The organism is Planktothrix serta PCC 8927 (genome assembly GCF_900010725.2).
Classification (GTDB): Bacteria; Cyanobacteriota; Cyanobacteriia; order Cyanobacteriales; family Microcoleaceae; genus Planktothrix; species Planktothrix serta.
On record NZ_LR734865.1, the window covers coordinates 96,264 to 111,623 of the forward strand.

Genomic DNA, 15,360 nt, shown 5'->3' on the forward strand with positions numbered 1-15,360 from the left:
CATAGGAATAACAGCGTTTTTTAACCAATTACCGATTGCAAAATTATAAAAATCGTCTTTAGGGCTAATGGATGAGTCTATTGCCGATATTCAGGAAAACCTAACCTTTAAGATATCATCGAAGATGGTTTGACGACCCCATATTGTTCTTTATGAATGCGAATCCACAAAATTGTACCAACAACAATTGCAACGGGAGTATTAATGTAGGAAAGCAGAGAAACATTAGATGCGTCCACAAGGTTAGCAGCAAACAGAACAAAATCCCATAGCCAGTGAAAAATAATTAACGGCCAAATATTATTGAACTTGATCATGAGTGGTGCAAATAAGAACCCAAACAGAAAGGTGAAAACTAGCTGCACCATCATTTCTAACGGAAGCGAACCACCAAAAACATTCACAGAATGCAGTAGCGAAAATGCGATCGCACTGACTAGCATTGCCCAACGGACTCGGTTTGTGGTCAAAAATGCGTTTAAAACGATGCCCCGATACATAGTCTCCTCACCAAGACCTACCAAAAAGGTTGTGAAGCCCACCAGGGCCAACAACTGCCACTGCGCTGCATTGAGAGAGGCTGAAGCCAAAGCGGACAGAAACACGACCCACATAGCGATCAATACCGACAGTGAGGGGACAAACCAGAGGAGTTGTCTGGTGTTGAGTTTGCGAAATCCAACCTCTTGCCAGCTAAAATAGCGGATGACAAAGAAAACATTGATGATATTAACAATAATCATGACGAACCAGAACACATTCATCATGTCGGGAGTGCCATAGAAGATGCCCTTGAAGGTTTTCATGTAGAACATACCGAAACCCATGACAGCCGTGTAGATAAATGCAGCTAAGATGGCTATTTTGGTTTTGGAGAGTGATGTTGAATTCATGATTTTTCGCTTCTGTGTGAAATAGTAAGTCCGGTTTTTCCAAAATTTACGATTTCTTGTTCGCTCGTGTTTATACACTCTATTCTGAAATTTTATTATAGAATTAATAATAATTTAATTAATAACCTATCTATGATCTCTAATCAAGACTTTAGTTTAAGCTGTCCAATTCCTCTATAATTTGGTTTTTATTCAGGGTTCTTTGAAATAGTAACGGTTTTGATTATCCCTTCATAAGGACGATGGCGCACACAATAAACTAACCCGATTTTACCGGGTAGTTCACAGATTATTTCTGTACAAGGCTGTTAGTCACTTTTTGGGAGCAGATTGCTCTATGTTTCGTTAGAAGCACAAGGGATAGAATGGGACTGATTGCTGTTAGCACAGGTCTGTAGATCTTGCTGAATCAACTGATCTCGAACAATCTGCTGAGATTGATCGGCTGCTTCTAACCCTATCCAAGCTGCTATTTTGTCACTGTCAAAGCCAACTTTCCTATGAGTCCCAACTTGCAGAAGCGGACGACGAATCAATAGAGGGTCATCAATCATCAAATTCAAGGCTGTTTCTGCGTCTAATTGGGCAGGAACAATCTTCCCTGATTTAATTTGAGGTGCGGTGTAATTAAACCATTCTACAACGGGCAAATCCCCAAAAAATGGACGCAGGGTTTCAACTGTCCAAGATTGAGTTAATAAATTATAAGCTTCAACGGTATGTCCTGCCGCTTGCAATAAGGCTTTTTGCTTGGTGTTGTTGATGCAGCCCGGTTTTTCATAGAAGATAACAGTAGTCATTGAATTTTCTCCTAAATTATGTTGATAAAAAATGATGGATTTGTTATTTAGAGTAAGCCAATATCTTCATATTATTGGCTTTAGGAATATTCAGGGTACAAAATGAATGAGAACGTAACTTTTTGGTTAACTTTGTCCGGCTTTGTCGAAATACAATAAAGTGTTGTATAATTTCCAAAAAGCGACGGGGATCGAAAATATTGAGAATCAATGTTTCTATCTCGGTTTCTCCTGGAAAAGGAATATTTTCTCCGTTAGTGGAGTGAATTTGACTAAACTGTTTCCATTGACTGGCAAGTGTACCAATCCGAGATTGAATTCCATTAGAAAGCACCAGTAACTCATTCAAGGCAAAAAACTTCGGTAGGCGAGTTTGATCCTCTTGAATTTGTACACAAGCGGCTCTAAGTGCCCAGGGGTTGTGCCCTCCATGAAGACCTTGAAATACGGCTAATGGTAATCCATTAATAAAAATAACTAGATCCAGGCAATGCTGATAGTTGGCTTCAACCACAGGAAAGGAATAGATTACCAACCAATCGTTGTTGAACAAATTGGAGAAATCCAAGAGTTTCAAGGTTATGAGTTGACTCGGATCGTTCGCTGAAGTTATTTTAATACCATTCAACAATTGCAGATGCCATTGACGGTTGTGCTGCATTAATGGCAGGGTGCGAGTTGCTGTTAGCTGATGAAGGATAGTTTCAATCTGCTGAGGTGTAACCTCTGGGTTAATTCGCTGCATTGCCTGACGAAAGCGATCACCCAGGATACCGTTGCAATAACTTCGCAAAATTCCCTGATGTCGTCCTGAGATAATATCGGGTTGGAGCAAAACAGTATAGCCCAGTCCCTCAAACCTGTTTAGTATCCGTTCTATATTGGGTTCAAGAGCCTTAGAGAAGTTTAGCCACGACTCTAGAGGATTTCTAGTGCGATTGGCTGTATTTTGAGATAATGTATTCATAATTTTCAGAAAATGCAAATTTAATCTAACCGGGACACCTTAATGGATCAACCCAATTGGTATCACACCGAGGTTCAGATTAGCGTTTAGCAATTAAGGATGTACTCGCGCACTGTAACCCGGTTCCCGTAAACTTCTAATTTTTTTTTGGGGGTCAAGGTACGAGTATTTTTTATATAAATAACCTTTATATAAAAAATTAATAATATTCGCTAAATTAATGTGAAAATGGAGATTACAACTCTTTCTTGTTTTTTAGGAATGCGATCGCACCCTTTGACTCCATTGATTTAAAAAAGTCTCATAGGCGTAGTTAATTCTTTGCATAACAGCGATCGCTTCTGATGTTATCATATATATTGATATTATATTTAATAACTCAGCTAATATAAAAGAGTAAAAATATGACAGAAAATTGGTTTTCTCCTGAAAAGAGGAATCTTCTTTTAGCAGAAAGATATTTTAGCGGTTCACATCATTATTTTTTTGAAGTCAAAGAAGCCAAAAATAGATCCAAATATATTATTATCGATCAACGAAAAAAGTTAGAAAATGAATTTATTGGTACCAAAATGCGTATTTTTGAAAATGAAATGCTTGAATTTCAAAGAATTTTGAATAAGCTGATTAATTTTTCCTTAAATGACACTTCTGTTACTGAAACCGATCACAATTATCATAATAATCAAATAGAATCTAATTTATCGCCAAACAATCTAATTTTTTTAGAAGAAAAATATTTTAGCAGTTCCCATTACTATTTCTTTGAGGTTAAACAATCAAAAAATGGTACTAAATATATTGTAATAGATCAAAGAAAAAAGTTAGAAAATGAATTTATTAGCACCAAAATTCGTATTTTTAAGGATGAAATGCTTGAATTTCAGAGAGTTATGAATAAGTTAATGGCTTTTACTTTAAATGATAATTTTATTCCGAGTAAAATTTCAGATATTAACAAGGATAACCAGAATCAACAAATACAATTAGATTCAGACTTATCACCGAGATTTTTTGATAAAATTATCACAACAAATAACTGGAAACAATTTGAAGAATATGCTTATTATTTACTCAAGTTATTGGGAATAGAGACAGTATATAATTTTACAGGAGAAAGACAAGCCGGAAAAGCTGATGGTTTTTTCAAAATTGGAAATTTAGCAGTTATTTATGATTGTACTCTTGATTTCCAGAATATAGAAAACAGTAAAAGTGAACAAATAAATAATTATTGTAATAAACTGAAACAAGGTAGTATTGAATTATCTGGAAGAACAACAGAAGAATTTTATAATCATCATAAACAAGTTTGGATTATTACCAGAGGAACAACTAGACAGATTAAATTAGTTAATTTAATTGAAGTCAAAGAAGTAGCTATTAACGATATTATGTATCTTTATCAAGAGCGATTGACAAGCAACATGAATAATCAGTCACTCGAAATAAAATTGCGAAATATCTAAATTATGTTGTAATATAGCAATCCGTGTAGGATTTGTGAAAAAGTTTTGTAGGGGTTTGGTCTCCAAACCCTCTTTGCGCCTGGGTTTGGAGACCAAACCCCTACGATAAAATATTACAACCTATTTAGGACTGCTATAGTACATAACTAACTTTATTCAAAAATTATAATTATTCTTGTTTTTTCATTTAGTTAATAATCTTTATATTTGTTGAATTGATCATTTTATTGATTGCGATCGCACCCTTTGATTCCATTCATTTAAAAAAGTCTCATAGGCGTGGTTAATTCTTTGCATAACAGCGATCGCTTCTGATTTAACGTTATAATCAGGATGATATTGTTTCGCTAATTGATAATAGGCTTGTTTGACTTGATTCGGTGTTGCCTTGGGATTTACTCCTAATACTTGCCACCAATTTTGATAACATTCAGATGCAATTAATTCCGGTAGACTTAATTGTTGATACCAGAGTTGTAAAATACCCTTTTTACTCCCACTAACTAATCGTTGACCATCGGGACTAAACACAACCGGAGAACAACCAGAGAGCGTTTGCAATAATTCCCCTGTTTTCCAATTCCATAATTTAACCGTTTGATCCACACTTCCACTCGCCAAAATTTGACTATTGGGACTCAAAGCTATAGAAAAAATAGCAGCAGAATGTCCGGTTAATGTCCGAATTAATTGATAGGTTTTAAGATCCCAGACTTTAATTGTATTGTCAGCACTCGCACTGATTAAAGTTTGATCATCAGGACTGAATAAAACCGAAGTCACCCAGTTAGAATGTCCGGTTAAAACAATAGGATTTTCATAGGTTTTGATATTCCAAATTCTAATAGTTTTATCAGCACTCCCACTGGCTACAAATTGACTCTGAGAACAGATCGCTACAGACCAAACTCCATCAGTATGTCCGTTCAAAATTCGTTTAGATTGTCCCGTTTTAAAATTCCAAAGTCTAACGGTTTTATCGCAACTTCCACTGATTAAAATTTGATGATCGGGACTAAATACAAGGGAGGTAATAATTCCCATATTTTTTTCGGGAAAATTTAGATCCAATAAAGTTCGATTTAGTTGTCGAGTCTGAAAATTCCAGAGGGTAATTCGACCATTAACACTTCCTGTAGCAACGATTTCTGAATTCGGACTAATAGCAACTGAATACATCTCATAAGGCATAAACCAAGTATATTTTTTCTTAACTGTATTAACATCCCAAATGTGAATATTACGATCATCACTAGCACTGATCAAAGTTTGACTATCAGGACTAAAAGCCACCGCATGAATTGAATCTTGATGTCCGGCTAAACGCTGTGTTTCTGTCCACATTAAATCTGGTGAATGGGGACGAATAACAAGAGTATGATTTTCAATATTAGGTTTTTCTGTTTTTTTTTGAGCAGATGATTTCTGTGGATCTTGAATATTTTGTTTAAGCTGTTTTAATTCATCCTCTAATTCTAAATCATTGAATTTTTGTTTTAATTTTTCTTCTTGAAATTCAGGAATAAGTTCCAAAACTTCTAATAACGCGGCGGTATAAAATTCCTGATCTAAAATCCGTTCTTCCATCCGGTCAAAGGCTTGAAACGCTGTTTCTCCGCTTCCAGCAGCATCAATTAATTGGGCAATACCATATAATCCTAACCCAACAATTCCGCCAAAAACTCCTAATGTTCCCATGCCAATTCCTACACCTGTTCCCGCAAAACCTAACCCCATTCCTCCCACAACCGAAGAAATTCCTACCCCAGAAATTGCCCCTAATCCTACTGCACCCCAGGCAATAGAATCCCCTTGATTAATGCCTCTAAATGCGCCATAAGTTGCAGCACCCGCCACCGCACCCACACCCATTAAGGGCATCATTCCTAACCCAATTCCCCCAAAACTTCCCACCAGTCCCACACCACCAATTGTGCTATAAATTCCTGCCCCACTCGCTGCACCGACGGTAACAAATGTTGTACCAGTAGTTAAGTTTTCAGAGAAATTATAATAGCTTTTCATGATTTTTTTAAGTTCCGTAAATTTCATTATAGAATTGATAGTAACTCTATCAATAACCTCTCTATGACCTCTGATCCAGATTTTAGTTTAACTTGTCCCATTCCGATTCAACAATACCCTCATATTTTACTCGCTCATGGCGGTGGGGGTAAACTCATGCGTCAATTAATTGATCAGATGTTTTTACCCACTTTTGGGCATCCAAATCAAGTTGAACATGATGCAGCTACCTTACAATTAAATGGAAATAAAATAGCGTTTACAACGGATTCTTATGTCGTTAATCCCCTATTTTTTCCTGGGGGAGATATTGGTTCAATGGCTGTTCATGGAACCGTTAATGATTTAGCAATGGCGGGGGCTCGTCCTTTATATTTAAGTGTGGGTTTTATTTTAGAAGAAGGTTTACCGATTCAAACCTTATGGGAAATTATTCTATCGATGAAACAAGCTGCCGAAAAAGCTCAGGTTAAAATCGTTACTGGAGATACTAAAGTTGTTGATAAAGGCAAGGGAGATGGGATTTTTATTAATACATCGGGTATCGGAATCATTGAACATAATTTAACCATTAATCCCTTATCCGTTCAACCGGGAGATGCGGTTATTATTAATGGGGATTTGGGGCGACATGGGATTGCAATTATGGCGGTGCGGGAAGGATTAGAATTTGAAACAACAATAGAAAGTGATTCTGCACCTGTGGCGGATGTGGTTTTAGAGTTATTAGAGGCGGGAATAGAAATTCACTGTTTACGAGATTTAACACGAGGCGGTTTAGCAAGTACGTTAAATGAAATTGCTACTGCTGCTAAAGTTGAAATTGAAATTCAAGAAACAGCTATTAATGTATTAGAAGAAGTCAAAGGAGCGTGTGAAATTTTAGGATTTGACCCCCTTTATGTTGCTAATGAAGGGCGGTTTGCGGTGTTTGTTCCTGAGAAAGATATTGAAAAAACTTTATCGATTTTACAGGCAAAAATACCCCAAGCAAGTTTAATTGGTTGCGTTAAACAAACGTCAACCCCTTTAGTTACAATGCAGAGTACAATTGGGGCTAAACGAATTATTGATATGTTGAGTGGAGAACAGTTACCTCGGATTTGTTAGGGAGTTAATTCATCATGTCATCCGAAAATTTGTTAACCTCTACAGATGTTCTTCAGCTACTGGTTAAAGGGATTGATAAAACGACTTTAGAAGCAAAACTATCGATTTCGAGTTGGACATTTACGTTTTAATTTAATTTCTTCACCTAATTCTTAACATAATCAGATGATGAACTTTGAAAAAATTTGGCAACAGTATGATTTTACTGAATCAGAACTTTTATCAATGGGATTGCAACTTCCTTATGATTATGTTCTGAATATTAACTATTATTGGCAACTCAACTCAAATTCTACCAATACTGAAATAGCTACTACAGACCAAATGTTTCAGCTAATTCTAAAATCTTGTATTCATGTTGATATCCAATTTAATGTTAATCAAGATGAGTTAAATTCAATCCCAACTCATTTGGGTACAATTGTAGGGTGGGGTCGAGTTATACCTTCCTCTTGGATACAAAGTCAGTCTCTTTCTGAGCAGGAATGGCTACATTTATTTTTTGAAATAGGAGGAAATAACAGAATAGAGCTTGTTTGTAAATCGTTAGTTGTTGAACATTTGAACTTGAAGTTATTAACCATAAAACAATAAACTATTAGTGTTTTTACCTAACTTTGTAGGGTGCGTAAGCTCCGCGCACGCACCTAATCACACTTAATCAAGGAATATTAGCGACCAAGATAGTCGCACTACTTTATCTACAATTCACCTGCATCTCGTTTTCTCCAAAATTCATCACGTTCTTTTTGCTGTTGTTTCAGCTTTTCTTTTCTAGTGCTTTCTAAATCTTCATTTAACTTGTTAATAATAGCGTGCTTTAACTGATAACTTTCATAACTGCGGACAGTTAAAACAGGCTGAACGAAAGAAACAGTTAAAGCTCCAATTGCAGTATGAATTTTGTCTTTAATTTGTCCCGAATATCGTTGACCTGTAATCACATACCAAGCAAACATTTCACAATTATTCCGATGAATATTATACTCTCCAAATAACTGAGGATAGTCTAAAATCCGTTGTTCTTGTTCAGGGGTTAATTCAACTCCTTTACCTTTATATTCAACACCATTAGGCCCCCAACCAATTGAATTTTTAAAGGTGCCATCGGAGGAAATAAAATAATGTTTAGCAATCCCTAATGATTCCTCAATAGGAATATAATAGATAGAAGTAGCCATGTGTACTGAGTGCAAATATCCCTTATAATTAATAATATATCACGGAAAGTAATTTATAGACTGCCTTTTTTTGGGAATGATGGGTTTTTGGTGCGTGCGCGGAGCTTACGCACCCTACGAGTACCAGAACGATTCAATTTTATCGGCGATTGTTTTGGCTTCTTGTTCTATATTTTGATCATTTTCTGTGTGAATTAATACCGTTACATGACCTAATTTGCGACCGGGACGAGAGGCGGTTTTTCCATACCAACGAATAAAAGTATTAGGAATTTCAGCGATTTTTTGGCGTTTTTGAGAATAGTCACTATTAGCGGTTTCAAAGCCTAATAAATTCACCATCACCGCCCCACTACAGTTTAAAGCGGTATTGCCTAATGGTAAACCACTCACCGCTCTTAAATGTTGTTTAAATTGGGAAGTTTCACAAGCATCTAAACTAAAATGACCGGAATTATGGGTGCGGGGTGCGATTTCATTCACTAATAGTTCTCCTTCGGATGTTAAGAATAATTCTATCCCAAATACACCAATTACTTGTAAACTATTGAGTAGGGTTTTTGCGATCGCTTCTATCTGTTCGGATAGAGTTTTATTAATATTAGCAGGGACGATAACCCGATGACAAACTTGGTTTTTCTGCACCGTTTCAACTATTGGATAAACGACCACCTCTCCGGTAACAGAACGCGCCGCAATAACCGCTAATTCCCGTTCAAAGGGAACAAATTTTTGTAATAACATCGGAGGATAGTTGAATTTTGCCCATGTTTGAGATAATTCCTCTGGATTTTTAATTATAAAGGTTCCCTGTCCATCGTATCCATAACGACAGGCTTTTAAAACAACAGGATAACCGAGATTATGATCAATTGTTTGATTGTTTTCAGCCGTTAACAGTTGAAAAGCAGGGACAGGTAAACCGATTTTTTCTAAATAACTCAATTGATCATATTTATCTAATAATAAGGATAAAGCTTGTAAGCGAGGACGAAAACAAGCCCCCTGTTCTGCGAGTTTAGATAAGGCGTTTAAATCAACAAATTCATTTTCAAAAGTAATAACATCGCAACGAGTCGCTAATTTTGCGGTGGCTGTTGCGTCATCAATAGCGGCTAAAATTGTTTCGGATGCAAAAGCAACAGCAGGGTCAGTGGTGTGGGGGGTTTGAACAAATAAAGAAACCCCTAAAGATGCGGCTTCCATTCCCATCATCCAAGCGAGTTGTCCCCCTCCAATGACACCAATTTTTGTCAGGGTTTGCGGTTGAATTGTGGGAGTTGATAGGGTGTTCATTTTATGAAATAATCTCAACTTTATTGATTTTAACTTATTTTTTGCCCAAAAGAAACCGGGTTTTTATAAATATATTTTGAGAAAATCCCGGTTTCTGGCTCACTTAAGACTTGAATAGGGAGAGTTGGATATAGTCTGGCGTGAATAGAAAAGGAGCGGGAGTAGGTGTATTTTCATGAGAAATAACCTCTAATTTACCCGGATATTGACCTTCTAATTTTAACCAATGGTGAAAGATTTGTTCTCGGTTATCTTGGGGATCAACAACCTGATAAACTCGGACTCGTTTTTTTCCTAAACTTTGCACTCGGACACAGGTTAAACGATAGCCAATTTTATCTAAAAAACGCTGTACAATTGTAATCGGACTAGAATTTTTAGCCAGTCCTATTCCGATAATGGTTTTGATAGCATTTCGATCTTGTAGAGCAATTTCAGCAATGGTTTGTAAGTCCATATCGGTATTTTTTAAGTCCCGTTCTGGATTTTTCAGTAAAGCGGGAATCCCTAATAATTCCATAATACCAATAATTGCTCCCAACTGAGAACGGTTAAAATCAGGGGCAAAAATATTACCCTGTCCTTGTTCCATTAACCGTCTTGCCATTAACGCATCTCGACCTATTAAATAGGGCCGACCAACGGTTAAGAAATAATGAATCCTGAGTTGTTCGTACCATCCTTGATCATCTTTATTAATTAAATCAGAAGTGACAGCAACCCCATAGCGTAATTTTAACTCGTATTTATGGATAGCACGACGTTCTTCAGGGGTTTTTGCTAATTGCTTTTGCAGATAATAATATTGGCACTCGCTTAAGTCTTGAGAATTAATCACGGCTAAACATTCCGCTTGATAATTCTGATCTTTTACCGCTAAAATCAGTTCATTTAGACTGGGACGTTCGGAATTATTGGGTTTAAATTTTTGGGTTGATTTAATAGCATTTTTAGGTTTTTTTGTAGTTTCAGGAATCTCAATAATCTGATGACCTTCTGCTATTAATCCTGCTAAAATTGTCTCCCGATAATGATCCATTCCGGCATTAAATCGGACTGCCATTTTTGCCCAACAGACTAAAGATTCGGCTTGAAATCCCATTTCTAAATCATCTAATCCGGCAAAATCCGATTGTTGCAATAGCCGAATATTTAAACGAGTTAATCGTTGTCCACTACCGAGTAAAGAACTCATAGAAGTTGACCCATTTCCGACTTGATTAAATCCTCGGTTTGCTATCCAAATAAATCGGGGAATATTATCTCGAATTCGTCCCAAGGCTTGACGGACAGAATTTTCCGCTTGAATCCCTTGAAATATGCCCCAAACTGAGGTAAAATGATTTTTAATTTCAATACTAACCCCAGTTTCAATCGAGGGAGACACTAACACAATATCATAGAATTTTAGCACTTGATTAAAGTTTGTAATTGAACCATAAGCGGGATGAGTGGGATCAGCTAAGGATTCTGAATCAATTCTCAAAATTGAACGTTCTGGAAATTGTGTTTTTAAATAGGTTTCTAGGGTACGAGTTCCCCATTGACTGGCTAATTTTTGGGCAGATAAACAAACAAAAGGTTTCCCCCCTTCTGCAATATGTTGTTCTAAGTCTTTCACCAGTTGGTCAGGGGTATTTCCTAAATAGTTATAAATTGTCTCAGCTTCATCGCGTGAAGGTTGCCATTCATTGTGAATTACAAAAGGTTGGAGAGAAACCCCAGATAAGCGGGTTAAATAATCAATAGATGTATCACTTAAATCGGCATCAGAAATAACAACTTGACCGTTTCCACCTAAAACATTTTGCATTAAAATTTTTAAGGATTTAAGAATAGAAACCCGATGGTTTTGACAGGTTTCGGAGTTTAATCCATGCCATAATACTTGCTCGACTTCATCTAAAATTACAAGTCCATTTGACCAGTCTTGGGCTTCAAATTTAACCCTAGAATTTGGATGTAATGAATCAATACATAATCCATATCCTAAAGCAGAATTTTGGTGTTGAATTGCTGATTTCATGTATTGTAATCCAAACCGTTGACATAAGGCTTCAATGAGTCGAACTCGATGACCAATCACTAAAACCCATTGTCCTCGTTCAATTGCCTCTTTAACTATGGTTTCTAATACTTTTGTTTTTCCGGTTCCTTTAGGAGATTTAATAGCGATTAATTTGGCAGATTCAGGTATGTTTATCGGGGATAAATAGCGACTTTTGAGATTGATATTTACAGGATAGGTTAAGCGATTATAGGAAAATGCTTTCCACATTTCTAAGGAGATCGCCGTTTGATAAGCCTGATCAAATACCGTTTGTCCTTGTTCTGCAATTAAGTCATCAACCCCTTTTCCAAGCTGAGGATTCCAGTTAACAATATAAACGGAACATCCAGCCTGTGTTAATAAATATCCAGTTTGCTGAATCGCTGAATTAACGGCTTTAATTGTTTTAGGCTTAGTATCTTGATCAAAGACCATATAAATTTTGCGATTTTCAAACGCAAACTGCTGTAACTGCTGAATTAAAGCAGGTTTAGCGATTCTATTTCCATATTGATCACGGGGAACTCGATACCCACTATGAATTCCAGGAAGTGCGATCGCAATATATCCTGCTGTTAATAATGCTCCGGCTTTTTTAGCACCTTCAGTAATACATAAAGGTAGTTCAGGATGACAAATCACCCAGCGCCAAAAACCCAAATCAGGTTGATGGGGTTGGAGATCATCAGGATTGATTTTAACGTTATATTTTTTAGCAATTCTCTCCCAAATTTTTCGGGAAATTCTTAAGGCAAAAATCCCCGTTGGTGTGTGGGGAGGATGTTCATATTTAATACATTTACGCTGATCTGAACTTAAACGAGGTTTAATAGGCTTAAAACATCCCCATAAATCAGGATTTCCGGTCAAAATATCAATTCCAGAACACCACCAACCTCCTTCATAAAGATGCTGATAACGGTTAAGAAGAGGTTGGGATATACGACCTGTATTTAATCGCGGAAGGGTATCAGCATAGAGAAGATAATCTAACGGACGATACCCATCCAGAGGAATCACGTTAAGTTGGGTGAGTTCTTCGTCAACACCACTTTCTGTCCACTCTGTTAAATAGTCCATTTCTCTCTCATTGCAACTGCGGATTTTAAGCGTAACCCTAGGATGAAAGCTTGAGTATAAAATTTTGTAAACGTTTTAACGTCAAGGGGATATCTCGTAAAAAATAAGTACAATTTACCCTAGACAGAAACAAGCTGAGGTGTTACAGTTAAAAATCATATTCCACTTCTAAAATTTCCGTATATTCAAACTCATTTGAACTTTGATGCACTAAAGGATAACGCTCTCCTCCTAATTCTATCCAATCTTCCTCACAATCATTTTTTGGAGAATTGTAGGATAAAACATACTCTCGTCCGATGCGTTTTTCCATCTCTTCTGCTACTTCTCCCCGCCATTGAGTTTTAGTGACTAAAACAATTAATTGATTCGCTAATTGCGGAATAATATTCGCAATTTGTCGCCGATAAATTTCATCTAAACTTCCAAAAGGTGAGTCCATAACAATCGGAAAGGTACTACTATCAGGGCCCATTAAAGTGTTTTTTTGACTCCATTCTCTTACTCCCTCAATAATTCCCCCAATAAACGATAAACTTAAAATCTGATTTTCCCCTGTTGAAGCGGCGACTTCCGCCTCCTCTCCGGCGGTCGTTTCCACTAACTTTAATTCATATTTTTCGGTTAATTTCGGTAAGTAAGGCGTAAAGGAAATTTGACTAAATAACTTTTGAACCCGCTTTTCTAATTGACAGCGAAACTGTTGGTCTAAACGGTCTTTTACTTCCGTTAAACGCAATATTGCATCCTGAGTTGCTGCAATTCTCCGTTGCACTAAAACTTGTTTTATTTCATTCATTTGTTGCTTATCAACTTGTCGAGACAAACTCTCAACCGTTGCTTTAAAATTCTCAATTTGTTGCTGATTTGAACCCGTTTCTCGATTCAATTCATTAATTTTGAGTTCAATTTCATCTAAGCGTTTTTGTAATTCTTGAATATTCTCATCGGGAAACTTTCTGAGTTTATTCGTAATACTATCCAGTTCATTTTCAATTCGTTGTAATTCTTCTCGATAAGTTTGAATATTCAGTTGTTGGCGATTAATTTCGTCCCAAAATTCAATCGCTTGTCTATCTAATTCATCGACTTGGGTACTTAACCGAATTGCTGTTTCATCAATATCAGCAGTTCCCGCTTGATTTAACCAATATTCTACTTGTTCACATCCCCTATCTCCAGGGATTAATTCAGACCCACAAATACAGTGCTTTTGTTCTAATAAATTTTGCACAAACTGTTTTGTAATTCCAGTATTCAACTCCCCCCGTTCTCGCATTCCTGAAAATAAAGTTCTGAATTCAGCCGTTAATTCAGAGATTAAAACAGTATAGCCTTTTGTTGAAATTCCTCGATTAATAGCAGTATGAGCTTGATGGAGTTGTTCTCGTAGTAATTGTTTTTTCCGGTCTAATTCATCGCGTAATTGTTGTAATTCCGCCGCACCACTTAACTCCATCAATCTCTCACTCAAGGTTGATTTAACCTGCTTTTGGTGCTCTAACTCTTGAGTAATTTCTGTCTGTCTTTGCAACAAACGTTCAATTTCCTGCTCCGCTTTTTTCTTCTCCTGTAAATACTTTTTAGTTTCAGGATTTCCAATCATTCCTAAATCAGTTTCTAAGGATTTTTTGGCTTCTCCTAAATGTTTAATTGCTCGATTTAATACTTCCACCCCTAATAACTCTTTTGTCGCATCAGCAATTTCTAGTTTGCGTTCATCTCTAACAATCTGCTCAATTCGTTCTCCATCAAAAAAGAAATATTGATGTAAACTTAAGGGTAAAATTCGATTAATAATTTCTTCAGGAGGGTGAGGAGGAATTCCCCAGCGTCCATCATCTCCCGCCACTTGCATCGATAATTCACTGCGACCGTGTTCTATCTCACTACCATTTTTATAAGCTCGACAAATCCGTTTGACTGAATATCGTTTATGATCATGTTCAAAGATTAATTCTACCCAACATCCTATTGCTTTTCCGGGTTCCGATTCATTCAAAGCTCGTTTATTAACTAAATGTTCAGAAATAGCAAAGGCGGCACTAAATTTTTCATACAAAACCCAAGTAAAGGCATTCATTAATGTGGTTTTTCCCGCCCCATTATTGCCATGAATAACCGTTGTATTTCTTTCCCCATAACCCAAAGTAATTTCGGGAGTTTTCCCATAAAATTGCCGAAAATTACAGAGTTGAATAGAAATTAATCTCATTTCACCACATCCTTAATAATTTTGAGAATATCATCATTAATATTTCGCGGATTTTTCATATATAATTTATCTCGTTCTGCTTGTAAAACCCGTTCAATAATTTCTTGCACTTCTGGAGAAGCATTGGTAATCGGGTCTTGAGCCTCTTTCGGATTAATATTATCCCCATAACTAGATTTTTTTTCAGCAAAAACATTAGCAATCGCCGTAATCAAACTTTCAGAATATTTAAACATTTTAATTATCCCCGTAGGATGGCAATCGCCACTATACT

The 15,360-nt window shown here is 36.5% G+C and carries 12 protein-coding genes; 3 read left to right on the forward strand and 9 right to left on the reverse strand.

Translation table 11 applies throughout. The annotated features are described in order from the left end of the window. Window positions 1-107 precede the first annotated feature (107 nt). The 3 genes from PL8927_RS09615 to PL8927_RS09625 all read right to left on the reverse strand — a co-directional run bounded on the left by PL8927_RS09615 (window position 108) and on the right by PL8927_RS09625 (window position 2,660). Entirely contained in the window at window positions 108-893 is a 786-nt protein-coding gene (locus PL8927_RS09615; RefSeq protein WP_083620446.1) for a CPBP family intramembrane glutamic endopeptidase, read from the reverse strand. 335 nt (window positions 894-1,228) lie between these two features. Continuing rightward, complete coding sequence (locus PL8927_RS09620; RefSeq protein WP_083620450.1) at window positions 1,229-1,693, reverse strand: ArsC/Spx/MgsR family protein; 465 nt, start codon at window positions 1,691-1,693, stop codon at window positions 1,229-1,231. Between the two features lie 43 nt (window positions 1,694-1,736). Beyond that, window positions 1,737-2,660, reverse strand: coding sequence for a type I restriction endonuclease (locus PL8927_RS09625; RefSeq protein ID WP_083620455.1), 924 nt, complete (start codon window positions 2,658-2,660; stop codon window positions 1,737-1,739). Between the two features lie 404 nt (window positions 2,661-3,064). On the opposite strand from PL8927_RS09625, the gene PL8927_RS09630 reads away from it, so the two are divergent. Then, window positions 3,065-4,129 carry a hypothetical protein gene (locus tag PL8927_RS09630; protein ID WP_197047367.1) on the forward strand — a complete coding sequence of 355 codons (1,065 nt, stop codon included), beginning with the start codon at window positions 3,065-3,067 and terminating at the stop codon, window positions 4,127-4,129. 219 nt (window positions 4,130-4,348) lie between these two features. On the opposite strand, the gene PL8927_RS09635 is transcribed toward PL8927_RS09630, so the two are convergent. Further along, window positions 4,349-6,154 carry a DnaJ domain-containing protein gene (locus tag PL8927_RS09635; RefSeq protein WP_197047368.1) on the reverse strand — a complete coding sequence of 602 codons (1,806 nt, stop codon included), beginning with the start codon at window positions 6,152-6,154 and terminating at the stop codon, window positions 4,349-4,351. Between the two features lie 63 nt (window positions 6,155-6,217). On the opposite strand from PL8927_RS09635, the gene hypE reads away from it, so the two are divergent. Together hypE and PL8927_RS09645 are read left to right on the forward strand one after the other, a co-directional pair. After that, window positions 6,218-7,264 (forward strand): hydrogenase expression/formation protein HypE, encoded by a 1,047-nt coding sequence (hypE, locus tag PL8927_RS09640; RefSeq protein WP_083620463.1) that lies wholly within the window; start codon window positions 6,218-6,220, stop codon window positions 7,262-7,264. 168 nt (window positions 7,265-7,432) lie between these two features. Continuing rightward, window positions 7,433-7,858, forward strand: a complete 426-nt coding sequence (locus PL8927_RS09645) for a hypothetical protein (protein WP_083620468.1) — start codon at window positions 7,433-7,435, stop codon at window positions 7,856-7,858. A 107-nt stretch (window positions 7,859-7,965) separates the two neighbouring features. Here the strand turns inward: PL8927_RS09645 and PL8927_RS09650 are convergent, their stop codons facing one another. From PL8927_RS09650 to PL8927_RS09670, 5 genes are all read right to left on the reverse strand, one after another. After that, window positions 7,966-8,445, reverse strand: a complete 480-nt coding sequence (locus tag PL8927_RS09650; protein WP_083620472.1) for an NC domain-containing protein — start codon at window positions 8,443-8,445, stop codon at window positions 7,966-7,968. A gap of 114 nt (window positions 8,446-8,559) precedes the next feature. After that, window positions 8,560-9,741 (reverse strand): 5-(carboxyamino)imidazole ribonucleotide synthase, encoded by a 1,182-nt coding sequence (locus PL8927_RS09655; protein ID WP_083620476.1) that lies wholly within the window; start codon window positions 9,739-9,741, stop codon window positions 8,560-8,562. Window positions 9,742-9,844: 103 nt separating this feature from the next. Beyond that, window positions 9,845-12,871, reverse strand: coding sequence for a plasmid replication protein, CyRepA1 family (locus tag PL8927_RS09660; RefSeq protein ID WP_083620480.1), 3,027 nt, complete (start codon window positions 12,869-12,871; stop codon window positions 9,845-9,847). 148 nt (window positions 12,872-13,019) lie between these two features. Continuing rightward, window positions 13,020-15,086, reverse strand: a complete 2,067-nt coding sequence (locus PL8927_RS09665; protein ID WP_083620483.1) for an AAA family ATPase — start codon at window positions 15,084-15,086, stop codon at window positions 13,020-13,022. After that, window positions 15,083-15,322, reverse strand: coding sequence for a hypothetical protein (locus PL8927_RS09670; RefSeq protein ID WP_083620488.1), 240 nt, complete (start codon window positions 15,320-15,322; stop codon window positions 15,083-15,085). The genes PL8927_RS09665 and PL8927_RS09670 overlap by 4 nt, the downstream gene beginning before the upstream one ends. Window positions 15,323-15,360 lie beyond the last annotated feature (38 nt).